This window comes from Bacillus sp. FSL K6-6540, from assembly GCF_038007545.1.
Map to the genome: position 1 here is coordinate 5,513,766 of NZ_JBBOXH010000001.1, position 25,604 is coordinate 5,539,369.

Annotated in this window: 17 protein-coding genes and 1 pseudogene; 2 read left to right on the plus strand and 16 right to left on the minus strand. The window is 49.0% G+C overall.

Annotated features, from left to right (window positions below; all coding sequences use genetic code 11):
• Window positions 1–12: 12 nt before the first annotated feature.
• The 15 genes and pseudogenes from MHH82_RS24465 to MHH82_RS24535 all read right to left on the minus strand — a co-directional run bounded on the left by MHH82_RS24465 (window position 13) and on the right by MHH82_RS24535 (window position 21,525).
• Window positions 13–1,380, minus strand: coding sequence for a sensor histidine kinase (locus tag MHH82_RS24465; protein WP_015736910.1), 1,368 nt, complete (start codon window positions 1,378–1,380; stop codon window positions 13–15).
• A complete protein-coding gene (locus MHH82_RS24470) occupies window positions 1,377–2,051 on the minus strand; it encodes a response regulator transcription factor (RefSeq protein ID WP_009593251.1) in 675 nt (224 codons plus the stop codon). The genes MHH82_RS24465 and MHH82_RS24470 overlap by 4 nt, the downstream gene beginning before the upstream one ends.
• 241 nt (window positions 2,052–2,292) lie before the next feature.
• Window positions 2,293–3,258: a glycoside hydrolase family 43 protein gene (locus MHH82_RS24475; protein ID WP_340968251.1), complete on the minus strand. Its 966-nt coding sequence runs from the start codon at window positions 3,256–3,258 to the stop codon at window positions 2,293–2,295.
• A gap of 454 nt (window positions 3,259–3,712) precedes the next feature.
• Window positions 3,713–5,227: a glycoside hydrolase family 43 protein gene (locus MHH82_RS24480; protein WP_041622258.1), complete on the minus strand. Its 1,515-nt coding sequence runs from the start codon at window positions 5,225–5,227 to the stop codon at window positions 3,713–3,715.
• Window positions 5,228–5,275: 48 nt separating this feature from the next.
• Window positions 5,276–6,166 (minus strand): carbohydrate ABC transporter permease, encoded by an 891-nt coding sequence (locus tag MHH82_RS24485; protein ID WP_009593243.1) that lies wholly within the window; start codon window positions 6,164–6,166, stop codon window positions 5,276–5,278.
• A 25-nt stretch (window positions 6,167–6,191) separates the two neighbouring features.
• Entirely contained in the window at window positions 6,192–7,115 is a 924-nt protein-coding gene (locus MHH82_RS24490; RefSeq protein WP_009593292.1) for an ABC transporter permease, read from the minus strand.
• Between the two features lie 84 nt (window positions 7,116–7,199).
• Window positions 7,200–8,726 (minus strand): ABC transporter substrate-binding protein, encoded by a 1,527-nt coding sequence (locus MHH82_RS24495; protein WP_340968253.1) that lies wholly within the window; start codon window positions 8,724–8,726, stop codon window positions 7,200–7,202.
• Window positions 8,727–8,833: 107 nt separating this feature from the next.
• Entirely contained in the window at window positions 8,834–10,453 is a 1,620-nt protein-coding gene (locus MHH82_RS24500) for a helix-turn-helix domain-containing protein (RefSeq protein WP_340968255.1), read from the minus strand.
• A 16-nt stretch (window positions 10,454–10,469) separates the two neighbouring features.
• Window positions 10,470–12,233 (minus strand): sensor histidine kinase, encoded by a 1,764-nt coding sequence (locus MHH82_RS24505; protein WP_340968258.1) that lies wholly within the window; start codon window positions 12,231–12,233, stop codon window positions 10,470–10,472.
• Between the two features lie 254 nt (window positions 12,234–12,487).
• Window positions 12,488–13,531: pseudogene (locus MHH82_RS24510) on the minus strand (glycoside hydrolase family 88/105 protein).
• A 71-nt stretch (window positions 13,532–13,602) separates the two neighbouring features.
• Entirely contained in the window at window positions 13,603–15,255 is a 1,653-nt protein-coding gene (locus tag MHH82_RS24515; protein ID WP_340968259.1) for an extracellular solute-binding protein, read from the minus strand.
• 54 nt (window positions 15,256–15,309) lie between these two features.
• A complete protein-coding gene (locus MHH82_RS24520) occupies window positions 15,310–16,209 on the minus strand; it encodes a carbohydrate ABC transporter permease (RefSeq protein WP_340968260.1) in 900 nt (299 codons plus the stop codon).
• Between the two features lie 14 nt (window positions 16,210–16,223).
• The gene (locus MHH82_RS24525; RefSeq protein ID WP_340968262.1) at window positions 16,224–17,315 is read right to left on the minus strand and encodes an ABC transporter permease; all 1,092 of its coding nucleotides are present in this window, start codon (window positions 17,313–17,315) and stop codon (window positions 16,224–16,226) included.
• 125 nt (window positions 17,316–17,440) lie between these two features.
• Entirely contained in the window at window positions 17,441–19,711 is a 2,271-nt protein-coding gene (locus MHH82_RS24530; protein ID WP_340968264.1) for an AraC family transcriptional regulator, read from the minus strand.
• Window positions 19,712–20,499: 788 nt separating this feature from the next.
• The gene (locus MHH82_RS24535) at window positions 20,500–21,525 is read right to left on the minus strand and encodes an SGNH/GDSL hydrolase family protein (RefSeq protein ID WP_340968265.1); all 1,026 of its coding nucleotides are present in this window, start codon (window positions 21,523–21,525) and stop codon (window positions 20,500–20,502) included.
• Between the two features lie 262 nt (window positions 21,526–21,787).
• Here MHH82_RS24535 and MHH82_RS24540 point away from each other — a divergent pair, with 262 nt between their 5' ends.
• Both MHH82_RS24540 and MHH82_RS24545 read left to right on the plus strand, forming a co-directional pair.
• Entirely contained in the window at window positions 21,788–22,855 is a 1,068-nt protein-coding gene (locus tag MHH82_RS24540) for a GntR family transcriptional regulator (RefSeq protein ID WP_235201611.1), read from the plus strand.
• Between the two features lie 42 nt (window positions 22,856–22,897).
• A complete protein-coding gene (locus tag MHH82_RS24545; RefSeq protein ID WP_340968267.1) occupies window positions 22,898–23,932 on the plus strand; it encodes an SGNH/GDSL hydrolase family protein in 1,035 nt (344 codons plus the stop codon).
• A gap of 50 nt (window positions 23,933–23,982) precedes the next feature.
• Here the strand turns inward: MHH82_RS24545 and MHH82_RS24550 are convergent, their stop codons facing one another.
• Complete coding sequence (locus tag MHH82_RS24550) at window positions 23,983–25,521, minus strand: extracellular solute-binding protein (protein ID WP_340968269.1); 1,539 nt, start codon at window positions 25,519–25,521, stop codon at window positions 23,983–23,985.
• Window positions 25,522–25,604 lie beyond the last annotated feature (83 nt).

The following is a 25,604-nucleotide window of genomic DNA, read 5'->3' on the forward strand; positions in this document are numbered from 1 at the left end:
GCGGATCGATAACTAATTCGCCGGCGTCATGATTGGCAAGGTGACGATGAAGGTCGCTCCTTGACCAGGTTCGCTTTCCACTCGGATATCGCCTTGATGAAGCGATACGATCTGCTTAACAATGGCGAGTCCCATGCCGCTGCCCTCATATTTACGACTGCGGGAACGGTCGGTTTTAAAGAAACGTTCGAATATGCGCTTCTGATCCTCAAGGGAAATACCGATGCCCGTATCGGATATTCGGACGGTCACGTTATTCATGTCTTGTTTGATGCTGACGTTAATCACGCCGCCATCCTTTGAGAATTTGATGCTGTTGCCAATGATGTTCGTCCATACCTGGTTTAATTGATCATGATCGGCCGTAACTTTAACGGGCAGCAAATCAAGCTCAAACTGAATGCTGCGGGCAGCCCATTGCGGCTGGAGCGCCACGATGACCCGTCTGATCTGTTCATCCAGGCTGAGCGTGCTGAGCCCCGGCTGCTGTGACTGGGATTCAAGCAAACTCAGCTTGAGCAGGCTGTCGCTCATTTTGGACATCCGCTTCGCCTCAGCGATGATAATATCCAGATAACGTCTTCGCTCGTCATCCGAAAGATTTACCTGCTTCAGCGCTTGAGCATACCCGGAAATCGAGGTGAGCGGCGATTGCACCTCGTGCGACACGTTCGTTACGAATTCCCTGCGCAGCTGCTCCAACTGCTGGAGCTCGTGCATCATGTCTTCAAAGCTGCGAGCCAGCGTACCCAGCTCGCTTGTTTGCTTAATATTCAGCTTGACGCTGAAATCTCCGGCTGCAATGCGTCGGGTCGCTTTTGTCAGCTTTTTGATCGGCCTTACCAAGTAGATGGAGGCAATCAGGATCAATAAACTCCCTGTAATCAACGAACTGGTAGCAAAGATCGATCCCCATTTGACGACAAAAGAGGTAGAAGGAGGGGCGAGCATTTCCAGGAACATCGCTTTCGTTCCCGTTTCCGTTTTCAACGGCAGCCCTAAAAGAACCGTAGCAATGCCTTTCTGCGTGTCTTGAACAACGCCTCCTTCGATTACTTGCTGTAGTTTATCCATCGTTACTTCAGCAGGTTTGTGTCCGTTAAGCTTGCCGTAAGCCTGGAACTGGCCCGTCGCTTCGTAGATGCGGACATAATAGGAATCGAGCTGCTTCATTTCACTAACGAACAAGTCGGCTTCGCGTAACGGAAGTGTCTTGTATATCCGGACGACGTCTTGACCGAAGTTGCGTAAGGTGATTTGCGCGTTCTCGTTCAATTGTTCCTTGAACATCCAAGTAGACATAAAAAACGAAAGGATCGTGCCCCCGATGACGGACACTAGAAACGTCAGGACTACTCGAATATATAAGGATCTGATCATTCATAGACCTCAAGCCGGTACCCCAGCCCGCGCACCGTTTCGATCCGGAAATCCGGCGTCGTTGCGAACCTTTCGCGAAGACGTTTAATATGCACATCCACCGTTCGATCATCTCCTGCGTAGTCGATTCCCCAAATCTGATCGATCAGCTGCTCGCGTGTATAGACTTGTCCGGGTGTTCCAGCCAGCTTGTACAGCAATTCGAACTCTTTGAGCGGCAGCGTGAGCGTCTCCGGCCCGCTGCTCACCTTATAGGTCTGCCTGTCGAGAATGACGTTGCCGAACTGGATCGTCTGCGTGGAGCCGATCCGATATCGTTTCAGCAATGCCTTAACGCGGACCGTCAACTCCAACGGATCGAATGGTTTCGTTAAATAATCATCCGTCCCCAGCTCGAAACCCTTTACTTTTTCCCAGGTTTCGCCTCTCGCCGTCAGCATAAGCAGCGGCAAATCCGGATTGGCTCTTCGAAGCTCCTTGCATAACGTCCAGCCATCCATCATCGGCATCATAATATCTAGGACGACAAGATCGACGGGCGTCGAGCCATAGACGCTGAGCGCTTCCTTGCCGTCAGCCGCCTCGACCGTGGTGAATCCGTCATTGCGTAAAAATAAACAGACGAGCTCGCGAATGTTCGCATCGTCGTCAGCAACCAGTATAGTAGGCATCGGTTCCCTCTTTCCTTCATTTCCATCCCCTATTGTGTAATAACTATATACTATTATAAATACAAGGATTATGGGAAATGGTTCAAATGGCGCGGCAATTGTGCGTCTATTTTGCATTCTAGCCTAAGCTAAAAAAGACCGCATATTCCGCACGGCCTCTGCCGGTACCTAAGTTTAATCAAGGAAGATGAACTGCCAGTGACATCCATATGAACGGAACATGAACGAACCAAAAAGAAATTCACATCGATTCGTTGCGATAGAACCCTTTTAGCGCTTCATATTCGGTTTGGGTAATTGGCAGGATGGAGCCGTGACGTTTTTTAAGGCTGCCGAAGTCGTATTCTCTCGGTTCTGGTTCCCTCCAGCATGCTCCCGTCGGATCGCCGATGTCGGTTGTCAGGATGGGCATATATCCCCTACCGGTTGAGTACTGGTCAACCAACAGCCCCCATTCTTCCTCTCCGTTAAATTTAAAAAACGCCGGACCCTCGACGTCCTTTCCCGTGAGCGCAAGTCCAAGCGACTCCAACGTCGAAATCACTTTCCATTCTCCCATCAAGCGGTCGCTCGACTCGATGGTAATCTGCCCGTCGCCGGAAGCCCGATAATACTTGCCGCTGGCCTTAATGATCGTCGTGTCGATAATCGCACGGTTTTCCCCGCGGGTAATATAAGGCTCGGCCGGCGTAAACGTGCGGAAATCCTGCGTTCTGCTGCAGTAAATATGGTGTCCGCGGCCATCGCCGTTATGAGCGTCCCGGCTGGAAGCCCAGAATACCAGATAATCGCCATTTTCCTCGTCAAAGATCGCTTCAGGCGCCCACGCGCAGCCCGCTTCCTCCGGAGCGGTTTCAACCAAGCGCGGCTCCGACCAGTTCACCAAATCAGGCGATTCCCAAATGACGAGTGACCGGCTGCCGGTAACCGTCGCCTGAGCATGCTCCCAGCCGCCGTGATGGTAAATGCTAAGGTCGGTTGCAAGCAAATAAAAGCAGCTGCCGTCCCCGCTTCGAAGCAAATAGGGATCGCGTGCCCCGCGCTCTCCGACGGTTGATCGCAAGACCGGCTGCTTCTGATTCAGATCCTGCCAATGCATGCCGTCCTCGCTCAGGGCGAAATAGATTTGCTCGCCGTCCTCATGATCACCGATAAAATGAACGAACAAATAACCGTATAATGAATTCGTAAGCTCTCGATGGTTCATGTAAATAATCCCCCGCCTGATTCATATTGGCAATGCTTCCGATTTATCCCGTCAACCATCCGGATGCCATACACGCTCCCGGCGAGTATGTCCTTTAACTTCCTTTATATCAGTCATGCAATCGATCCGTAAACCACAAAAATTGATCGTTACAACGATTTCTGATTCATTATCTGAACAATTGCCGTGGTTTTAGAAAACGTTTAGCTCTAAGCCATGATAATTACGAATGGTCATCACCCGAAAAGTGAAAACGGGCAGCGCTTATACAGCAACCACCCGTTTAGCAAGACTAAGCTTGCGATTCCTGTGCTTCCGTAACGGCTGCGAGAAACGCGAGAACGTGTCCCTCTCCCCCATACTTGTGCCCACTTTCGGTCGATGCCGAGATCTCCTATGATGCCATTAGGTCTGTTCAGAAATATGATCTCTGTACTCCCTTAAATATGGTTTCTTATAACACCACATCCTCGAGAGCTTGGTAATCAAACCAATCAAAGTGTGCCGGCGAGACGGATCGAACGCCGTTGCCTGTGGCATACATGGCGATGAGCACGCCCGTAAACCCGCCGGCTACCTCCGTAGCCAACATGGCACATTCGCCTTCACCGAACCAACAAGGCTCCTGGCCACCGCCGGCAAATCCGAACGCATACTTCTCTTTGTCGGCTTGAATGGTGAGCACAACCGAATCCGAAGACCAAGGGGCCTCGCTTTCGACTTTCCACAAGCTTCCGATCCTTCTGCGGAAGATCATCTTTCGGCGACCATCGATTCGGATCACAGCCAACTCGTAGTGGAACCGCTCGTTCATAAACACGGTTAATCCAGCTTCCTCGCCGTCCTGCTGCGGCGCGAAAGTCAAATGCACTGAAGCCTTCATGTTAAAATGCTGCTGCCTTCTTCCGAGGAAGGCAGCAGCACCGTCATTCAACGTTGCCGCTGAACCGTTCAATGTCAGGCAGCTCTCCTTCTCGGTCAGGGACCCATGGTCCGGATGCGGTGATCGAAGGAAATTCCAATATGGCGCGAGCTCCGAGTCTACAAAATCATCTCTTACAGGGGGGCTCGTCACGCGTTGTAATCGAAGGTTCCCTGATGGCATCGTCTCATGAACGACGCCGTTCTCTCCAATAACAGGCCATCCGTCCCCTGTCCAGGATACAGGGGCGAGAAACGTTTCTCTGCCGAGATGATGACGCTGAGGATAACCGACGGGCCGAATGCCGAGGAAGACCGCCCACCAGCTGCCGTCGGGGGCTTGAACCAGATCCGCATGGCCTGTAGCTTGAATCGGCTTTAACAGACTCCGATGAGTCAGGATCGGATTGTGCGGACAGCTCTCAAACGGACCCTCCGGCCGCTTGCTTCTGGCCACGGTCACCATGTGTCCGTATTCGGTTCCTCCTTCGGAAATAAGCAGGTAATACCACGCTCCAACCCGATACAGATGCGGGGCCTCCGGATATTGCCCGCCCGTTCCGTTCCATAATAAACGGACCTCGGAGAGCTTCTGTCCAGTTTCTATATCAATCCGGCTTTGATAGATCCCCTGGTTCCACGATGTTGTATAATAAACCGTTCCATCCTCGTCAAAAAACAAATCGGGGTCAATCCCTGGATGGTCAACGAATACCGGATCGGACCAAACCCCGCTAGGATCCTCAGAGGATACATAAAAATTCCCTCCCCCCGAAACATTGGTTGTGGTCATGTAGAACATGCCTTGATGAAAACGGATGGTTGGAGCATATATCCCCGTCGAGGTGCCTGCATTTCGAAGATCCAATTGCTCCTTCCGAGTCAAGCAATGGCCGATCTGTGTCCAATGCACAAGATCATTGCTGTGAAAAAGAGGAACTCCCGGATAATATCCAAAGGAACTCGTTACAAGATAATAATCGCCGCCGACCCTGCAGACACTGGGATCGGGATGAAAGCCGCTAATCACAGGATTTTGGTATGTCATTTCCACAATGGATTCTCCTTATTTGTTTCATTGAACCTTCTCCATGGTTTACTTCACTGCTCCGATCGTAATCCCTTTAACGAAGTACTTCTGAAAGAACGGATATGCGATCAGAATCGGCAATACCCCTATAGCAGCAATTGCCATACGTACGGTCGTGCTTGGCAATTCCATGATGGCTTGCCCTGCGCCCGTGCTGGCAAGGTTGCTGTTGCTCGTCAGAAACTGGATATCCGTCATCATTTTATTCAGAATCGTTTGGATGCCAAACAATCTCGTGTCCGTTAAATAGATCAGTCCATTGAACCAGTCGTTCCAATATGCGATGGCTTGAAACAACCCGATGGTTGCCATGATAGGAAGCGACAGCGGAAGAACGATCCGGTAAAATGTTTTAATTTCACTTGCCCCGTCGATGCTGGCCGCTTCGAGCAAGGCTGAAGGAATGGAAGTCATGAAGAAGGTCCGTACCAGAAGAACGTTAAAACCGTTCATGAGCAGCCCCGGTATGAGCAGCCCGAACAGCGTGTTCTTGATGTCGAAGAGCTGCGTATAGACCATATAAGTTGGAACCAGCCCGCCGTTGAACAACATCGTAAAGAATACGAAAAAAGTCCAAAAGTTCTTTAAAGGCATGTCGTGGCGGGACAACGGATAAGCCAGCATGGAACTGATCGCCAAACTGACTGCCGTACCGACGACGGTGATGAGAACCGTGATTCCATAGGCCCTTCCAAGCTCCCCGACATGCGTCCACAAATAATGGTAGGCATCCAAACTTAACTCCGTTGGAAAAAAGGAGTAGCCGTTCTGGATAATGCTTGCTTCGCTGCTCAGCGAAGATACGATCAGCAAAGCAAATGGGATCAAACATGCCGCCGCAAACAATCCTAGGATCACATGGGCGGACCACTGTAACAATTTGCTTTCATAAGCCATATTGTATTGCACCTCTATTCTCGGTCTAGAACAACGCGTTCTCCCTATTGAATTTACGCACGATATAGTTGGCACTCAGAACAAGTACGAACCCGACAATGGACTGGTAGACGCCCGCTGCCGAAGCCATGCCGATATCCCCCATGATCATCAAACTTCGGTACACGTACGTATCGATCACGTTCGTTGTATCGTTGAGCATGCCTGAATTCATCGGCACCTGATAAAATAATCCAAAATCGGAATAGAACATCCGGCCGATGCTCAGAAGCGTAAGCATAACAATCACCGGCGTAATCAACGGAATCGTAATCGACTGAATTTGCCTCCATTTCGAGGCCCCGTCCAATCTTGCCGCCTCATAATACTCGGGATCGATGCTGATAATGGAAGCCAGGAAGATAATACAGGAGAAACCGACGCTCTTCCAAAGCTGGACCACCGTCAAGATCACCGGCCAATATTTCGGCTCGGTATACCACGAAATGCTCTCGATTCCGAATAGGGGAAGTATGGTCTTATTCATGAAACCCGTTTCTAAACTAAGAGCTGCATATACCAAGTAGCCGACCACAACAAAAGAAATAAGATGCGGCAGCACAATGACGCTCTGGTAGAAACGCGACAGCACCTTGACTCTGATCTCGTTCAGCAAGATGGCGACGGCAATGGAAAGCACGGTGCCAATCACGATGAAGGCGGCATTATATAAAATCGTATTCCGCGTGATGATAAAGGCGTCTGTCGTTTTGAATAAATATTCGAAGTTTTTAAAGCCGATCCAGTCGCTTTCAAAAATTCCAGCCGAGAAATTTATATTTTTAAAAGCAATAAACATGCCGAACATAGGAGCATAATTGTTGATGATGAGATAAGCGATTCCCGGGAGCATAAGGAGATATAGAGGCGTGTATTTCCTGAACCGTTTCAGCCCGCTCCGTCTGGTCATAGGTGCACAACCCTTCTTTAATAAATTGCCGCATGAAAGTGACAATCCGATCGGCATCGACTGCCGATCGGATCGCACCGTCGCTTATTGTACTCCATTTTCGCTAGCCCACTCGTCAAGCTGTTTTTGTTTTTCCTCGATAATTTTTTGGATACCGGCATTTTCAAGCTTATTGAGGAATTCAGGCAGCGCCTTCTCCACATCCAGGATTCCGCTCTCCAATGCTCTCCGGTATTGCTCAAGCACGCTATTGCAGGCGGCTACTTCATTCTTTACGGGTTCGGAATCGAATGAAAATCCGAGTGCTTTCGATTTGGCCGCCGACTTATTAAACTCGTCCATCTGCTCATAAATGCCAGGGTCGTCTCCCTCGAACACATAGGTAAGAAACTGATTTCCGTGCATCCAGCCATAATTTTTGTACCCAACGTTATCGCTTGTGACACCGTCAGGATATCGGATCATATCGTCTTGTCCTTCGACTTTGACGTAATGCTTGCCCTCGATGCCCCAAACCATTAAATTGACAATCTCTTTATCGGTATATAGCAGATTCATGAACTGCAGTGCTTTCTCAGGGTTTTCCGAATTGGAGGTGACACCGACGGCAACGTTCGTGACCGTATCCGTCTTGGCGACAGGCTGCAAGGTACGAACGGCGGTCATTTCCATACCGACGTTCCGGCTTTCCTGGACTTCAAATCCCGGCTTCATCGCGGACATCCATCCAGCAGCCTTTCCATTACTGACCAGCACGTTTGTAGACTCAGGGCTGGTCGCGGCATCTTTCATTAAATATCCCGCGAGATACCACTCCCGAAGCTTCCGCAGAATGTGCTCATATTCTTCTGAAGCGAACAAGTTAACGACTTTCAAATCGTCAAGACCGTTGTTCAGCAAGACCCCCAGATTATTGCCGAGCGGGTCATGTATGGCATAGGTGCTCATAATCGAACCATTCGACAAGTTGGCCGCTCCGGCCATGCCCGGTTCGTTCTCTTTAATGATCTTGAAAATGTTCTCGAAGTCATCGAAAGTCTGGACTTGACCAAGATCGATGTTATGTTTATCCACCAAATCCTTTCGCATGACAAAACCATAATCCTGCGCTAAGTCCCTTATGCTTGGCACACCGTAACTTACGCCCCCCACTTTGGTTGCATTGTAATAGTCGGTGCCAAGGACGTCGATAATTCCCTGAGCATTTTTCTCCATGATATTTCCGATCGGATAAAGTACGCCCTTGGCCACTTGAGTACTGTAGTTTCCGAGCATCGCAATCATATCCAGCTTTTCTCCGCTCGACATCATCAAATTCACTTGATTGGCGAATGCGCTGTTGCTGATGGGCAGCAGCTTTACTGTCACATTGATTTTTTCTTTGGCAATCTTGTTGATTTCATCCTGAACGAGCTGGATGTCGGCCGGTACGCTGTCAAAGGTCGGGTATGCATAAACCACTTCATAAGGAGCATCGGATGCACCAGAGGAAGTCACGCCGTCATCTTTTGAGCCTGCTGCGGAATTTCCTTTCGAATCATTCCCCCCGCAGGCCGATATCATGACCATCAAAGCCAGCAACAGACTAAACCATCCCCACTTTTTCTTCATATCCATCCCCCGTACTGTTTTTTATGGATTCGGATCATTCCGAGCCTGTTTTCATTGTACGGGCCACCATGTCCAACAACTACTCCGATTTCGACATGGAATTTGCATCAAATCGACTTTTCCTTGATCGAGCCGTTGGCAGCTTGTTTTCGGTAATCGGCAGGGCTCATGCCGAACTGCTTTTTGAATCTCCTAGAGAAGTGGGCGAAATTCGAATAGCCGGTTTGCGAAGCGATGGCGCCGATCGGCAAATTGGTTTTCAGGAGCAAATCTTTTGCCAGATCCAGACGCCTCCTCATGATGTATTCGGTGACGGATGCCCCGGCCTCTTTCTTGAACAAACGATCCAGATAATCGGGATTGAGATAGACATGGTTCGCCACCGTTTCTCGTGAAAGCTCTTCCGATTCGATCCGTTCCTGAATAAACTGCTCCACTTTATCGATGATGGAGTCCGTTCGCTGCAGCGTCCCCATCGATTCCATCGCTGTGTTGACGGTATGCCTCACCCAGAGGATCATGTCCGACACCGAACGGACGGCCCGTTGGTATAATCGTTCGGAGGCTTCGTTTTCGAAGAGGAGATGAGCCTCGATTCCCTTAAGCTTCAATACGTAAAATACCATCTGGAGAAAGTTGTGATGAAAGCGGTGAAGCGTTTCTGCCCCGGGCCCTTCGGTCCCGATCCAGCTTTTCAAAACAACCTCGGCCTCGATGACGACCTGAACACCTTGTCCCTCTTTCAGCATGATCGACCACGCATTCATGTCCGGGATCTTAATGGTGTCATGGATACGCTGTTTGCTTCCCCAAACGAAGACCTTATTCGTAAACGTCACATTGCCTTTGTCCCATCGCACCAGCTGGCCGACCATTTCGCTCACTTCATGGCCGTACACCGCATTCCCAATATAGATCGACACGTCACAATAAAACCATGCCGTGCACGATGCTATGAATTCCTCGCTGCGATTCCGCAGCGTCTCTTTATATGATTCCGCTTCCCGCTCAAAAGGAATTAGCGCGAGAAGAGTGCCTTCAGTTAATCCGAACAGCAGCCCGTTTCCGTGGACATGAAGTATTTCTTCGCCGCTGTTCAACAACGCGTATTCGATGATCTTCTCGTCGCGTGGAGAAAACGTTTTGTGATAGCGCTGCACGGAGATCAGGATCGGAAGAAGTCTCATACGCCGGTCGAAGGGAATATTTCGCTCTTCCGCCGCCCTTTGAATGTGTTCCGGATGCGAAGGGATCGTATGGTTGATGACGTCAAGCCATAACCGTTCCGCTAGCAGCGGTTGATGACGCGCCCAGAACTGGCCGATCCGGCTATATTGCTGCACTTCTTGATCTCTCATGATTTTTTCCACGACTTTGCCGATCACTTGCTGGAGCTCATCGCCCGGAATCGGTTTGAGCAAATAATCGAAGCTGCCCAGCTTGAGCGCTCGCTGCGCCAGTTTGAATTCGGCATGGCATGTCATAAACACGGTCTCCGTTTGCGGGTAGTTATTCCTGACCCATGCAAGCAGCTCCAGCCCGCTTTCTTGAGGCATCTCGATATCGCATAAAATAAGATCAACCCGTTCCTGTTCAAACACTTCCTTGGCTTGGCGGGCGTTATAAGCGATAAAAACGGCTTCGATCCCTAAGCTCTGCCAATCCACATCCGACTTTAGCGAGTCGGTTAACAGCTTCTCATCATCAACGATCATCATGTTCAGCATCTTGGAATGCTCCTTTCTATACTGTGGTGCCCCCATCCGGCGAGAAGGGAAGCTTCAGTTCAACCATGGCTCCGTGCGGTTGAACGTTTCGCAGCTCCACCTTTGCCCGATTCCCGTAGAGAAGGCGCAGCCTTTGCTTCAAGTTCCAGAAGCCGATATGCTCTCCCTCCTCGTCGATGATCCGTTCATCGGCAGCGATTTTTTCAATCATTCCCTCTTTAAAACCGGGACCTGTATCTTGAATTTGAATGATGAGTCCTCGTTCCGGAGACTCATCCATTTCCACCCGGACTTGGACCCGAACCGGCTCATCGAGCGATATGGCGTGCTTCATCGCATTCTCCACGAGCGTCTGCATAACCAGTGGGGGAACAGGAGTCCGCAGAAGAAAATCAGGCACCTCAATTTCATGGATAATTTGACCCGGAAACCTCAGCTCCTGAATGTTCAGATAATTGCGAATATGCTGGATTTCATCCTTTAACGAAACGAACGTCAAATTGCTTTGAAACATGTAGCGAAAATAACGGACCATATAAAGCGACATGTCCTCAATCCGCCTCACATCGTTTCTGCGGGCCAACGTATGTATCATATTCAAGGCATTGATGTAAAAATGCGGTTTGATCTGCAATTGCAAATGCTGAAGCTCCGCTTTTTGCTTGTTCAGTTGCTCTTCATAAATGTTGATCCGGAGGCTTTTGATTTGTCCGACCATGCTATTGAACGTATCGTTCATGGCTCGAAACTCGATGGAGGTTGGATACTCCCGGATTTGCGTGTCGACATGGCCTTGCTCGATCCGATTCATCGCTCTGAGCAGTCGGTTTATGGGAACCAGCAGCCACTTTCGAAGCAAAATCAATCCGATGATCAGAATAACCACGGACCCGAAAGGCAATAGGGTAGAAATGGTTTTTAAGATGGGCAGGTGCTGCAATATCGTCTCTTCCGGAATAAAAGCATACAAGCTGAACTCGCCCAACCGCGAGTGTTCCCCGACCGTCAAATAACGGCTGGAGGTTCCCGTTAAATAATAGGACTGCGGATTGAGCTGCACCTCCACACCGCTATCGTCGATAAAGGTTTGGTTGACCATCGCTTTTCCTCGGTCATCGATTAGGAGGGCGGCTCCTTTATTCCCAACGCTTAGCAGCTCAAGCGGGGTTTGAAAGGAGCGAGCATTCAACCAAGCACCTACTGTCGTACCATTTTTCATCTTCAATAGACGGATAAGGTAGGTTTGGCCGTTGTAATTCTGGACGTACCATTTCTTACGATTTAATTCCAAAGGGGATGCACCGGCCTTGAAAGTCTCGTATACATGCGACCTAATATACTGCCGGTCCTCGTACGTCGAACGGCTCTGGAACGAATAATAATAGTTGTCGCTGGAAGGCTCGTACACGTACAGACCGTCCAGGACGCTATATCGTGAAATCGAGCTGGAGAGATTGGCAGCAATGCGCTGAGACGCGAAAAATCGTTCTTCCGGATTCAAGGCATAATCCAATTCATTCAGATCCGTTCCAATCATTAATTCAATGAGATAATCATCGGCCTCTTTCAGTTTTGCATCAATTTGATCCCTGTAGAGCACCAGCAAATCCTTGTTGGAACTTGCTACCTGATTACGGACTACATCGATAGCGTATATGTTGGAATAGAACAGAAATCCGATCAATGGCATGACGACCAGCAGTAGTCCTCCAATCATCCTGACCCGGATCGACTGCCACGTTAATTGCCTAAGGCCTCGGTACCTTGGCTTGATATTCATCGTCAGGCCTCCCCTATAGAAGTAAGCGGTTTCGCAAAAAAAGAATATTTCCGTTATCATAGCTCAGGAATGATTATAGTATAAAGGTTAAACTTGGATTCGTCTTTATAGGTGATGCAGGCGTTCGCTGACTTATGGCCAGTATAAATACCTCTGGAAATAAAAAGGATGACTCCTGTTTACTACAGGAATCATCCCAAAAGTGACGTTTTTGCTGACCTCGGCCAGTTTATACGATCTAATCGCTGCCGCCGCTAAGCTTGCGATTCTAGTGCTTCAATGACGGCTGCCAGGAACGCAAGTGTCAGTCCTTGCCCCCATCCTTGCGCCCACTTTCGGTCGATGCCGAGATATCCTTCGATATCGTTCATGACAGCCGTACCCCCGGATACGTTCAGAACCCTTCCGTTATCCGCAATATTGGCAAGAACGCCATCCAAGGCTTTTCGCACATATTTCGCATGCAGCGGGTTGCCCTGCATTACCATCGCCGCGGCAATCCCCGCTGTCGCGGATACTTCGCCGTAGGCCTCCGGATAATCGAGTACGGTCCCCCACAAGCCGTCCTCATGCTGCAGCCGTTTGATCGCCGCCAGTTAGTCGCGTAATGAGCTCCATATATGCATCATGGGAGGATAGAGATAACCTTCATGCAGCCCTCGGGCCGCACGCGACATCGTATAGGCCGCCCATGCGTTGGCGCGCGCCCAATGGATGCCGGACATATGGTCTTGTTTGACATGGTTGTATCCGTGGTACCACAGACCGGAATCCTCATCCTGCAGGTAATGAATATGCCGTTCGAATTGATGGAGCGCGTCGTCAATAAGTGCCTTCTTCTCAAGCAGCACGCCGCCCCGAAGCTCCAAGTATGCCGCCATGAACAGGGTATCCGCCCAGCACTGCTCGGGAAAGTCATTGTTAGCCGACACCGTATGCTGAAGGACCCGGTCTCCGAACCGCAGAGCGTGATGTTCCAAATAATCGATCTTGCTTGAAATAATGTCCAGATATTTTTGATCCTTCGTCTCTTCGTACAGGGTGAGCAGCATATGCCCCATTGCACAGGTGTTCACGGTCCATCCCTCTGGAAGGCCCGCTTCCAGGTATTCCTCCACCCAATCGATCATCCGTTTCAGGTAAGCATGCTCACCCGTCACATCGAGCAGCCGGCTGACGCCATAGAATGCAACGCCGCCCGGCCAGTCCCATGTCAAATCCATGCCGAACGTATAGTCTGCAACGCGCTCCGCGGTTTGCTTTAGATCTTCCGATGTGAGTTCCAATTTCAGGTTCATATTGCCCTCCTTCTCAGCAAGAGCTCCCGCTTGCGGCAGGAGCTCCGAAGTTTTCCTTTACATGATCCCGATTACCGGAATTGGCCGGCGTCGATCGCTTTTTGCTTCTCGTCCAAGATCTCTTGATAGCCCGCATCGAGGAATTTCTGCTTGGCCGCTTCGTACTTCGCATCAAACTGGTCTTCCGGCGCAAGGACAATGTCCAGATACAGCTCCTGGAAGAGGTTGTTTAAATCTGCCTTATACTCGTTTACTTTCTCAAGAACTACGGTGAACAGCGGGTCCTGGATCTGGTACGGTTTTATTTCTTGCCGATATTTTATCATGTCTTCGACAATTTGCTCGTAACCGGCAGGCGTCCAGTTGTTTTTGTTGGCTTTCAGCGTGAGATCAGGTGTCTCAAATGTAGGCGCTTCCGTTATAAGTGCCCAATAGTCCTTGTTATTGTTCTGGGAGAGTACGGATTCGCCCTTGAAATCCGGGTCTTTTACCGGCAGACCATCGGAATCAAGCGTATAGTTTTCCCCTTCTACTCCGTTCTGCAGGAACATCAGGTTCTCCGGTTGGCTCATCCAGTCGAGGTACATCCATACGGCTGCGCGCTCCTCCGCCGTTGATGCATGGTTGATTCCCATGATCAAGCCAAACGTCCAGTCGGCGCGGCCTTGCGGCACATTGCCCTCCGGCACGCCAGTCCCTGGAGGAATGACAGCAAATTCAGCTCCTGGATTGTTCTTCAGTGTTGCTTCAAACACGTCGGTGTTATTGGTAATGTACAGTCCGTACGTGCCTGTATTGCCCGCAACAAACTCGGCCTTAAGCTTATTATCATCGTCGCGAAGATAGAACTCTTTGTCAATAAGCCCATTATGATATTGATAACTTAAGTTACGCAACCATCCTTCGGTTGCCGAGGTCGTAAAGTCCGCAACAGATAGATCTGCATAAAGTGCGTGGACCTTCGGGTCGGTCGGCCAATCCCGGAAGCCATAGCTGTAGTTGAACACATTTCGTGTCAGACCGGCCCCGGCAACGCCGATTCCTGCTTCCTTCCATTTCATGAGCATTTCATTGTACTTCTCGAGCGAGGTCAAGTCCTCAACCTTCATCCCCACTTTCTCCACCCAGTCTTTACGAATGATATTGACAAAGTTGCCATAGTTATTTAAGTCCGGACGCTTACCGAAGAAAAATGTATTTTTTCCATCGACGACGCCATATTGCTGAATCGTCTCGCTCATATTGCCCCAATAGGTTGGCGCATAGTGTTCAATCTCTTTCCAGTCCAGCTCCTGCATAACACCTTCTCCGTAGTAAGCAAGCGCCTGCGGCATGTCATAGTGAAAAATGATATCAGGCGCCTTGCCAGCTGCGAGCAGCTGCTGATAAGTCGTAACTTCGTTTGTGCGGGCGATCGGGGTGAACTTCACTTCGATATTGTATTTGTCGCCGAATTCCTTCTGAATCCAGCGCGTGTAGTAGTTATCGGTTACGTTCCAGCCTTCGAACGCACGTTCATACACGGGAATTTCCATGGTAACTCGTTCCGGGAAGCCTTGCGAATAATCGGGATAGCTGCCTGCGGCGTTTGGGTTTGGGCTGGTACCCTCGTCGGATGGAGAAGGCTCCTTCAAGCTATTGGTACTATTCCCCGTACAGCCTGCCATAAGAGCGGCAATGAATAGTAAAGCCATAAACATAGACATGATTTTTCGTTTGCTCATCGTATATCCCCCTTTTTAAATCTCATCCTATCGCTGCAAAAGAATCTTTAAGCGCTATTCCTTGATAGCCCCAAGCATGACTCCCTGGACAAAATACTTCTGAATGAACGGATAGACGCAAATGATCGGCAACGTCGCAAATACAACGCATGCTGCTTTGAGTACTTCCGGATTGCTCAGCGAGACTTGCGTCATCTCAAGTTGAAAGCTCTCGCTTGCCTGAACAACCAAGTAATACAATTTCAACTGCAACGGCCGCAGATCGACATTATGCTTAATGTAGAATAGGGCATCCTGATAAGCGTTCCATCGACCGACCGCGTAAAAAAGGGACAATGTCGCCAGAATCGGCTTTGAGAGCGGCAGTACGATGCTGAACAGGATCCGGAAATGCCCCGCCCCATCCATCCGAGCCGACTCTTCCAGGCTGACCGGAATATTGCTGGAGATCGAAGTCCTCAATATCAGCAGGTTGAACGCACTAAAGGACAACGGCAAGATGAGGGACCATATCGTATCGAGCATCCCCAGGCTGTTGATCAGCATATACTCGGGAATAATGCCGCCGCCAAAAAACATCGTAAACATAAAGATGAAGGTAAAAAATGAACGGCCCTTAAGCTGCTTTCGCGATAGCGGATATGCTGCACAAATAGTGGCGATCATGCCGATCATGGTGAACAGCACCGTAATAACAACGCTTACATAAAGAGACTTCAGGATACTCTGATCAGCGAAAACTTTGCCATAGGCCTCCAGAGTGAAACCCGCTGGCCAGAGAAACACCTTGTTAGCAATGACGTACGCGTCTTCGCTTAAAGATTTTGCAACGACATGAACGAATGGAAGCAAACAAGCAAGTGAGGCAGCAATAAGAAAGAGACGGATCAGGATATCCCATATGTCCAGTTTCCTGCTGCGGCGAACGGCATAGCTGCTAACGGATGTTTTCATCGCTTCCCTCCTTTCTAAATGACACCGTCTTCGCCCAGTTTCTTGGCAACCCGATCAGCAATTAATATAAGGACGAGCCCCACGACAGCCTGGAACAACCCGAGAGCGGTTGCTCGGCTGAAGTTCCCGCCTTCGATGCCCCAGCGATATACCAAAACGGGAATCGTTGTGGTATACTCCGTGGTTGCCTTATTCGCTAAGGCAAAAACACGCTCAAAGGAACCTGCCATCACGTGGCCCAAATTCAAAATCAGCAATGTCACGATCGTGACTCGGATCGAGGGCAGGGTTATGTTCCACATTTTCCGCCACCGGCCTGCACCATCCACGACCGCCGCTTCATACAACTCTGGGTTAATGCCGCTTATTGCGGCCAGATAGATGATCGTCCCCCACCCCATGCTCTGCCATACCCCAATGAAGACATAACTGATCAGCCAATTGACGTCTTCTTGAAGGAACGGGATGCGTGTCCCACCCAGATGCGCGATCAAATTATTGATCATGCCGGTTCCTTCACCCAATAATTGATAAGCAATTGCGCCGATAATGACCCAGGACAGAAAGTGCGGCAAATAGAGCAGGGTCTGATTTACGCGCTTGAATAGAACATTCTTGACCTCATTAAGTAACAATGAGAGCACAATCGGCATTGTAAAGCTAAATAAGAGGTCCGACACATTCAGCAGAAGCGTGTTGCGAATTGCGCGGCTGAATTCGGATTTTGCGAATATGTCTTGAAACACTTCGAATCCGACCCATTCGCTGCCCCAGAATCCCTTGGCAATCTTAAAATCCTTAAATGCAAGCACGAGACCGCTCATGGGCGCATACTTAAAAACCAACACAAACGAGAGAGGAATGAGGAGCAGGAAGTAGAGCTGCCAATCCCGACGAAGATAATAAAGAATCCCCAGTTTCTTATCTGTTAAGGAGGTTGAAGCGGTTTCATTTTTGGATGCAGTGACTAGACCTTTCAAAATCTCACCTCCTCCGTTCACGATCTCCCCGACTCGGTTTCCTAGTTCGGTGACCTCGAGGTCGGACTTATCATATCGCCCCGTTCGTCCGCAAGTAAACGCCGAATATTGATACATTTTCGTCATGATTGATTCCATATTTAGCCGATTCGATATTCAAAAGAGTGCAAGAATCAGTATTGACTAATCGCATCAAATGTTGCGATATATAACGCTTCACTTATACCTGTGAAATCGGATTGGTTGAGCCCTCACGATGTTCTGGACCTCTGCATCTTATAGCTGCTCGGCGGCATACCTTCAAATTTTCGAAACAAGCGATTGAAGCTTCGAACATTCATGCAGCCTACCTCGGAAGCAATCTGCCCGATTGACAGGTTACTGTTCAGAAGCAATTCTTTTGCCTTCTCAATTCGCAGCGAATTAAGATAATCCGATATACTTTTCCCCGTTTGTTCGTAGACAATCTTTCGCATATAGGAGTAACTGATTCCGATATCCTTAGCCATCTCTTCAAAAACGATTTCTTCACGATAGCGCTCGTTCAAATAATGAATGATTCGCTCGGCGTATTTGTTGGACGCGACTGGCGAACACGTAAGGTAGTGAACGATCTCGCTGTAAAATCCAATAACATATTCTTCAAGCTCATCAAGCGTATCAAAAGAAGCCAAGGCAGCGTAAATGTTGCCCCGTCTCGAGAATATCCGCGCTGTGCTGACATTATTCTCTCTCAGATGTTTAATGGTCACGCCGACCAATTGATGATAGATGAACAAGATGTTATCGTAGGACACGTATTCGGCAGAGCGAATTTCGTCGCGAATGATTCTCAGTTCTTCGATGATGCTGTCCAGATCGGCATTGCCAAGGAAGTTGAGTATTCGTCTTTCGCTGTTAGCGGGATAGAGATATTTTTTCTCCCGCGGTTCCTCCTCCTTCCAGTACGTTATACCGCCGCTGCCGGCGATCATCCGCTGTTTGATCGCCTCCAATGCCTCTGCAAGCAATCCCGAGACCATACCTATCGAATCTGCCGGACTACTTACCCCGATGGTTACGGAGTGCCCCAGCAATTCAGCCGCAGTGTTCCTAATCATATCCAGAGCGTTATGAATGCCTTTTCTATGGTTGCCATCTTCCTCCTGTCTGTAGTTGATCAGAATTACAAAGTGACCGTCACCATGATAGACGCAGCGAACATAAACTTCTTTCGGGAACAAATGATCACATTTCGAGAGAAGCAGGTAGCGATGGTAGCTGCGAGTTTCCGGATTGTTCCGGCTGATATAATTTCGATAGCCATCGATAGAAACGACGGCAGCCAGAAAGTGCGAGGCCGGGAAGATTTCTTCGGCCTGAGGCGTCACTTCCCCCCGCAACAAACCATGAATCGCGTGGCTCTGGGCATCCTGCTCGCGGATGCTCAGAAGCTTATAAAGCCCTTCCTCCTCTTCTTGCATTCGTCTGAATGCCGCCTCCAGGAATACAAGCTCATTTTTATCCTGCACCCCCGGATTGACGCGTCCGCGAATCGTTCGGACCAATTCCCTGGCTGGCTTGGACAACCACGTTGCCATAAAAACGGTCAGTATGGATCCCGCAAAAATAATGACAATCGTAAGGAAAATGATCCCTCTCTGCATAGAATGCGGTTTATTCATTAGTTCGTCGACCGAGTATATACTCACGTTAGTCCAATCGAATTCTTTCGAGCGTGACCACGCGTACAGCAACCGCTCTCCGTTAAGTTCGCGGAACGTGTACCCTTCTGGCAATTCTTCCTCGATAATTTCGCGAATAAACGGCTCACCATAGGCGCTCTTGAGCAACAAACTCTTGTCATGATGTGAGATGATGGCCCCGCTTGGCTTCATGAGCAGATAGCCTTGCTTACCCGACTTGGTTGATTGCAAATACTGCTCAATTTGCTCCTCCTTCAAATTGATAACGATCGTTCCGCGAGTAGCGGTTGAAAGCCGGTTTAAAGGCAGCGCGAACGATAGAACGTTCACTCCCGAATCAAGCCTGCGCGGATACCATACGCCGCGTATCCCTTTTTGCTCGATAAGCGCCTCGTTCAGCCAGTCGATGGACTCGTATTTGTCCAAACTCGTAATGCCTTTATCCGTCGAAATCACGTAATTCGCATCGTCGAGATAAAAGAAAGACGAATACGCCCCATCGACGCTTTGATTCAGATTCAACAATTCTTTGAGAACCGCCATCGCTTTGCTCACATTCATGTAATTCGTTTTGAGTTCGGCAAGGGACTTGAACGGTCGAATTCGATCGAAGATGTCGGTGCCGCCAAGCCGTACCGTATTCTGGGACAAATTGTTTAAGGCATTCTCGTTAAGCTCGCGATTGGCATTTAATTCTGCAAGTGAAGTTTCCGCGAAGGCATGCTCTGAATTCCGTAGAATTTGAGAGCTGCTATACCAGGTTAATATCGCCATCGGAATGGCCATGATGCAGAACAGGATCAATGCCAATTGCATCATCATCGGTATTCGCTTCATTGGAACCCTCCATCCCTTTATTTGGTTTGAATTAGAATCAGTTTGATTACGCTTTGTTGATTCTCTAAATGTCTTCCATATGTATGTTTTTTTAATATGCGATAAAAGAAAAAGTCCTGCCATCGCCACATCTGCCTACGTTGCTTATTACGAAATAAGCTGAGCCATAAGATGGCCTCAGCTTACATTCGTTGTCGTTGTAAACTTAAAAAATGATAGCCTTAATCGTATTACTTTTTCACATCACCTCCTCCATTTCAGTAAGGGAATTCTTTGATTTTTTTGATAAACCGACTAATTGGCATAAGAGTTGTTAAGCGCTTACATTTTTTAAAACAAAAATACTACTTCATCATTGAAATAGTCCATTGATCAGAGACAATATACATCTTTATAACCACTGGCCAGAGTCATCCCTTCTTGTATCCTCTTATGTTACGCCTAAATTACTCAACAAGTAAATCACCATTAATGATATTTTTTACCAAGATCTGATCTATTTCTATGGACGAAATCATTTTTTGCCATGATAATCAAATATGACATGCCCGATTTCTAGTCCTCGAGGGGAACGTCAATCCTAGTAAAGGATTCATTCCTGGTTAACAATATAGGATATAAGCCTTTAAGCGATAGTTTGTCCCCAAAACCAGAGTGGACAGTACAAAAAGGTCACTAAAAAAGCTAAAAACCCTTGAATATCAAGGGTTTTCTTATCATGGGATCATAAATCTGATCGGACAACAATTCGGCAGCATCCTCGTGACAATCCTGTTTTTCGAGCGATTTCAAAACACGCATTCCGTGGCGATCGACGGACGCTTAAGCAATTCCCAAGCAGTCTTGGCGGATATAAAAGAGGCAAGCTCCAAGCCCATTCGGTAATGCGTCTGATAGCCGGGATGATATCGGCCGCCCCATCCTTCGACCTCCGGATGAATCAACCCCAGATCAACCACGAATACTTTCCCGTTTCCGCTTTGACTGAAATAGGAGACGACCTTATTCACGCTGGCAAGATAGTTGTTATTCATGGTTCCAACACAACAAAAGACGTAGGGATCGTTATACTTTTCCAGGATAACCTGGATGAATTCAATATAAGCGGCAATATACGCCTCATCATCAATTGGCGTAGAATAATCGTTCTGGCCCAAATTAATGACGACTCCATCAGGAGTATACCGGGAAAAGTCCCATGGCGCCGTCCCTTTGCCGAGGGTCCCAGAAAAATGTTCCGGCAATCCTTGCTTGTTCCCTACCGCATCCTGCCAAACGCCGATCCCGCAAATGGCCATCGTATGATATTCCGCATTCAACATTCTGGCGCTGATTCCGACATAGGACATGTATCCGTCGTCAAGATGCGGAGCTTCAGCGAGCACATGCGGATGGCCGATCCCTGCTCCATCCGTGATGGAATCCCCAAAGTACTCAAGCCGGAGTGGTTTTGCCGCGGGCGGGGCAAGGAAGCTTCCGCCGTCAGGCAGCGAAAACTGATGAAATGCTATACTTCCGGTCAGGATCCCCGTTCGCTTGTGGATCTCTAAAGTGTGTTCACCCTCCGGCAGTCCCTGTTCGATTATGTATTGATGAACCCCCTTCTTCAAGTTGATCCAATTACGAGCGACACCGTCCACTACAATTTCAACGTAATCCTGGCCATCGGAATCCTCAGCCGTCATCGAGACGGCCGTACCTCGGAAGGCAAGAAAAACCGCGCTGTTGACCCAGGCGCATTTCGGCTTCTCTCTCTCGGTCAGATCAAATCTCCCCATCAGCCTGGCGAATTCGGCAAAGCTAAACTCCAACATAATCCCTCCCTTCAGCTTTTGCATTGACTATCAGTATAGCACTCACTACTCACGAATAATAAAGTATACTTTATTTTATCAATAAACCTATATTTATATTATCAATTCATATGAATTCAGTCAATTATAAAGCAATTCTCTACTATAATATATATATAACGTAATCATAGATTGCAGGCTTGATTTTAATATATTAATAAAGTATACTTTTATATAATCATTTAACATGCCAAACTTATCATCAGTTTGTAAAAAGAGGAGAATGATTGTGAACGAGCCGAAGTACATGACGGTTAAACAAGCGCTGCTGCATCAGATTCAAGTCGGCAAGCTTCGACCCGGCGATAAACTGCCGAATGAAGAAGACTTGATGAAACAATTTCATGTAAGCGGAATAACGATTCGAAAAGCGATGACGGAGCTGGCAAACGAAGGCGCAATCACCCGAATCAAAAGAAAAGGCTCTTTTGTAAACGGAGCTCAAGCCGCGGACCGTTCGAGTCACTTGATCGCGTTTATCTTATCGGCAGAGGACAATTACGATGTATCGTATATGAAAATCATCAAAGGCGCGCAGCAAGTGGCAGCCGAATTCAATTACTCCTTAATTGTGGAATGGAGCAATGAAAATTTGGCCGTTGAACAATCATCCATTCAGAAAATGCTGGACCGGAAAGTCGACGGCTTCTTGATTTATCCGTTCGATCCGATCCAGAGCAAGGATAACTACCTAATCATCGAACAAAACAACATCCCCTATCTGTTGGTAGACCGGTACAATGTGGATCATCCCAGCTATTTTTCCGGAAGCAACAACTACGACGGGGCGATCCTGGCCACCCGGGAGCTGATGCGTCTGAAGCACACCAAAATAAAGTTTGCAAGCTATCACTTCTTTCTTCACTCCGAGCAGGAGCGGTTCGCCGGCTACTGCAGTGCCATGCGTCAGGCAGGATTTCCGGTAACCGACGATAACTTGCTGACCCGCGTGGACTATGACGCACTAGCCGACAGTATTTTGAAGCGGGATGTTACCGCTTTGTTTTGCTGCAATGACAAACTTGCCATAGAAATGATCGAGAAGCTGACCGACCGCCGCGTTAGAATTCCGCAGGATGTTTCCATTATGGGATTCGACGATTGGGACCATTCCAGCAACTTATCGATCGGACTGTCTACCGTCCGGCAAGATTTCGAGGAAATCGGCAGAAACGCTGCGAATTTACTTCACCAGGTTATTCTAGGCAAAACTCATGGACGCAACACGAAAATATTGTCGGGTGTTTCTTTGGTGATCCGGGAGTCTACTTGCGAGAACCCTTACGCCTAACGTTGTCAGCTCAAATAGATCAATGAAAGGAAGGAATGCGTTATGAAATTCGACTTTTCGACTTCCAGTCTGAGACACGGGCTCTTTCATCAAGAGCCGGATGGCATCTCTTGTTTTCTTCCCGGCAGTGCGATAACCGTGCGCTTTCATGGACGGGAAATAACGGCCGAGATCGAGGATGTCAACGGAGAGGGGAAAAGCTGGCTTAACGTCTATATCGACGATCTTCCGGTAAGGGTGATGAGAATCGATCCGGATAACCGGCTGTACCAGCTTGCGGATGACCTTGAAGACGCGCCCCATACCTTAACGCTGCAGAAGCGTACGGAAGCGGCATTCGGCAGCATTAAATTTACCGATTTGACGACGGAGAACGGAGCTTTTCTGAGCCCGCCAGCCCCTCTTCCCCATCGTCTGCTCGTCATCGGCGATTCGATCACCTGCGGCTTCGGCAACGAAGCGCAGATTCCCTGCGACTGCGATGCTTCTCGCGAAAATATCGCGCTTGCTTACAGCTCGCTGACCGGTCAACTTCTGAATGCCGAAACATTGATTGTGGGCGCATCTGGTACGGGATGCTATCAGAATTTCGGCGGTGGCAAGGAAGGCCGCATGTCGGATTATTTCATGAAAACCATCTGTCCTGATCTCGATCAAGAAGCCATGGACCCGTTTCATCCTGAGTTCGTTGTCCTAAATCTCGGGACCAATGATTGGTCCGTGCCCATCGAGCCTGCGGATTACCTTGAACAATATCGCAAATTGACGGGTTTTATTCGCAATAGATATCCGTCCGTCCCATTGTTCTGCGCAATCGGTCCGATGACCCTCTGCCCCGCCCCCCATTTGAAGGCTCTCGTCAAAAGCCTTAACGAAGAAGGCGACAACAATATTCATTTCGTCGAATTCCCGCTCATTAAACGGCCGGAAGACGGCATGGGAGGCTGCGGACACCCCTCCGTCAAGAAGCATCGGCAAATGGCCGAACACTTGGCTGCGACGATTCGTCAGGTTTGTTCCCTGTCCCCCCTTCCCCGGCAGCTGCTAGAACATAACGAAAAGGACCGCTCCGTATAGGAAGCGGTCCTTTTTTTCGTGTCGCCGTTCTCAATGGACAGGGAACCCTTTTATTTTGCCAAGAAGGCGTCTACCTGATTCTGCAGTTCAGTCTGGATTTGCTTCAGCACCGCTTCGCCTTCCGTTTTGAATCTGGCGAAGTATTCGTCCGGATCAAGCGCACCGTTAAATAATCCGCTATAATATTTGGCCTGAATGGTCGCGAACTGGGCCACTTCGTTCTTCACCGGCGTCGGATCGAAAGTGAAGCCGGTCATGATATCCTTCGTGAAGTTGTCGGCTTGCGTAATGAATTGACTATACTCTCGGGTCTCTTCGTCGATACCGGCCCACTCCCGCTCTAACGTTGGATTCAACATGAGCTGGAACGAGACAATGCCGCCATCGTTGTTCAGCGTGTCGTATTGATGCTCGCCGGCCGCTTTCCAGTTCACGCCTTCGATGCCGTGCTCCAACAAATCATAATTCTCCTGCCGGTTGGCCCAATCGAGGAACATCATCGCACGGTCTTTATGTTTGCTCGTCTTCACAATACAGATGAAATTATCCATTTTGTAATTGGATAGGTTCTTTCCAGGCGTCAGATCGAATAGACGGACGGCTTCCAGTTCTCCATCGGGCACGACCTGCTTCAACTGGTCGTTGTACGTTTTGGGAATGCCAAAGGCCATTTGGGGCGTGGCCGCAACTTTGTTCTGGAGCTGCATATCTCCCGGGCTGCTTTTATTCGTCAAAACGTCCTGCGACATGACTTTGTCAACGAACAGCTGGCGGACATCCTGGATGCCGGACCAGATCTTTGGTTCCTGGGTTTCAAAGAAGTTATAGACCTTGCCATCGTTGCCCTTGTAATACAGCATCAAGCTGGCGCCAGCAAAATTCGTTGGACGAATGTTGACGCCGGTATCGTCCCGGATCAGCCAGTTGACCCAGCTGTAGGTGACGTCGTCAGCGCCCGCGAGGAGCGGAGTGATGCCGGAGTTACTGTCACGAACGGCGTAGAGATAAGCTTTTAGATCTTCATACGTCTTTACGGGCGGCAAGTTTAACTGCTCCCTCAGGTCCTTTCGGATGAAAATCGATCTCTGTTGGGTATAGGCGCTTCCCAAGGGAACACCGTAGATGTTACCGTTAATTTTGTTCGCGTCCCACATTTGTTGCGGCCTCGTCTTTTTCACATTAGGGCCGTATTGGTCCAGCAGTTCGCTTAATTCTTCGTAATAGCCCTGGGAAGCCATCGTGTCCAAATGCAGCCACGGGGCATCAAACATCAAATCCACGCTCTCTCCCGAAGCCAGCATGACGTTGGTCTTCTGATTTAGATCGGCAAAGTCGACAAATGTAAATTTAACCTGCGTATTGATTTCGGCTTTTAATCGCTTGTTGACTTCGGTCAGCACCTCGTCATAGTTAGCTCCCTTTGCCCCCGGAATGACAACCTCCAAAGTGACCGGTTCAAGGGACGGATCGCCGGTTTCCCCGGCATCGCCCGGCGCGGAGGCCTCCCCGCCGGATCCGGAGCACCCGGACAAAGCGATGGCTAGTCCGAGCAGCGCCGTCACCAAGAATTTGCGTTTTGATTTGGCCATGTAAATGACTCCCTTCAAATAATCAACTTATGTATAAGCGGCTGGGCCAATCTATAACGCGCTCAGCCATTTGCGTAGAGCCC

Bases quoted from the DNA above. Each gene is read 5' to 3' on its own strand.
- MHH82_RS24530 (WP_340968264.1), bottom strand. From the start codon at position 19,711: ATGAAGCGAATACCGATGATGATGCAATTGGCATTGATCCTGTTCTGC.
- MHH82_RS24465 (WP_015736910.1), bottom strand. From the start codon at position 1,380: ATGATCAGATCCTTATATATTCGAGTAGTCCTGACGTTTCTAGTGTCC.
- MHH82_RS24525 (WP_340968262.1), bottom strand. From the start codon at position 17,315: ATGACGAAAATGTATCAATATTCGGCGTTTACTTGCGGACGAACGGGG.
- MHH82_RS24485 (WP_009593243.1), bottom strand. From the start codon at position 6,166: ATGGCTTATGAAAGCAAATTGTTACAGTGGTCCGCCCATGTGATCCTA.
- MHH82_RS24505 (WP_340968258.1), bottom strand. From the start codon at position 12,233: ATGAATATCAAGCCAAGGTACCGAGGCCTTAGGCAATTAACGTGGCAG.
- MHH82_RS24470 (WP_009593251.1), bottom strand. From the start codon at position 2,051: ATGCCTACTATACTGGTTGCTGACGACGATGCGAACATTCGCGAGCTC.
- MHH82_RS24540 (WP_235201611.1), top strand. From the start codon at position 21,788: ATGATTGTGAACGAGCCGAAGTACATGACGGTTAAACAAGCGCTGCTG.
- MHH82_RS24480 (WP_041622258.1), bottom strand. From the start codon at position 5,227: ATGACATACCAAAATCCTGTGATTAGCGGCTTTCATCCCGATCCCAGT.
- MHH82_RS24515 (WP_340968259.1), bottom strand. From the start codon at position 15,255: ATGAGCAAACGAAAAATCATGTCTATGTTTATGGCTTTACTATTCATT.
- MHH82_RS24500 (WP_340968255.1), bottom strand. From the start codon at position 10,453: ATGCTGAACATGATGATCGTTGATGATGAGAAGCTGTTAACCGACTCG.
- MHH82_RS24520 (WP_340968260.1), bottom strand. From the start codon at position 16,209: ATGAAAACATCCGTTAGCAGCTATGCCGTTCGCCGCAGCAGGAAACTG.
- MHH82_RS24490 (WP_009593292.1), bottom strand. From the start codon at position 7,115: ATGACCAGACGGAGCGGGCTGAAACGGTTCAGGAAATACACGCCTCTA.
- MHH82_RS24550 (WP_340968269.1), bottom strand. From the start codon at position 25,521: ATGGCCAAATCAAAACGCAAATTCTTGGTGACGGCGCTGCTCGGACTA.
- MHH82_RS24545 (WP_340968267.1), top strand. From the start codon at position 22,898: ATGAAATTCGACTTTTCGACTTCCAGTCTGAGACACGGGCTCTTTCAT.
- MHH82_RS24535 (WP_340968265.1), bottom strand. From the start codon at position 21,525: ATGTTGGAGTTTAGCTTTGCCGAATTCGCCAGGCTGATGGGGAGATTT.
- MHH82_RS24495 (WP_340968253.1), bottom strand. From the start codon at position 8,726: ATGAAGAAAAAGTGGGGATGGTTTAGTCTGTTGCTGGCTTTGATGGTC.
- MHH82_RS24475 (WP_340968251.1), bottom strand. From the start codon at position 3,258: ATGAACCATCGAGAGCTTACGAATTCATTATACGGTTATTTGTTCGTT.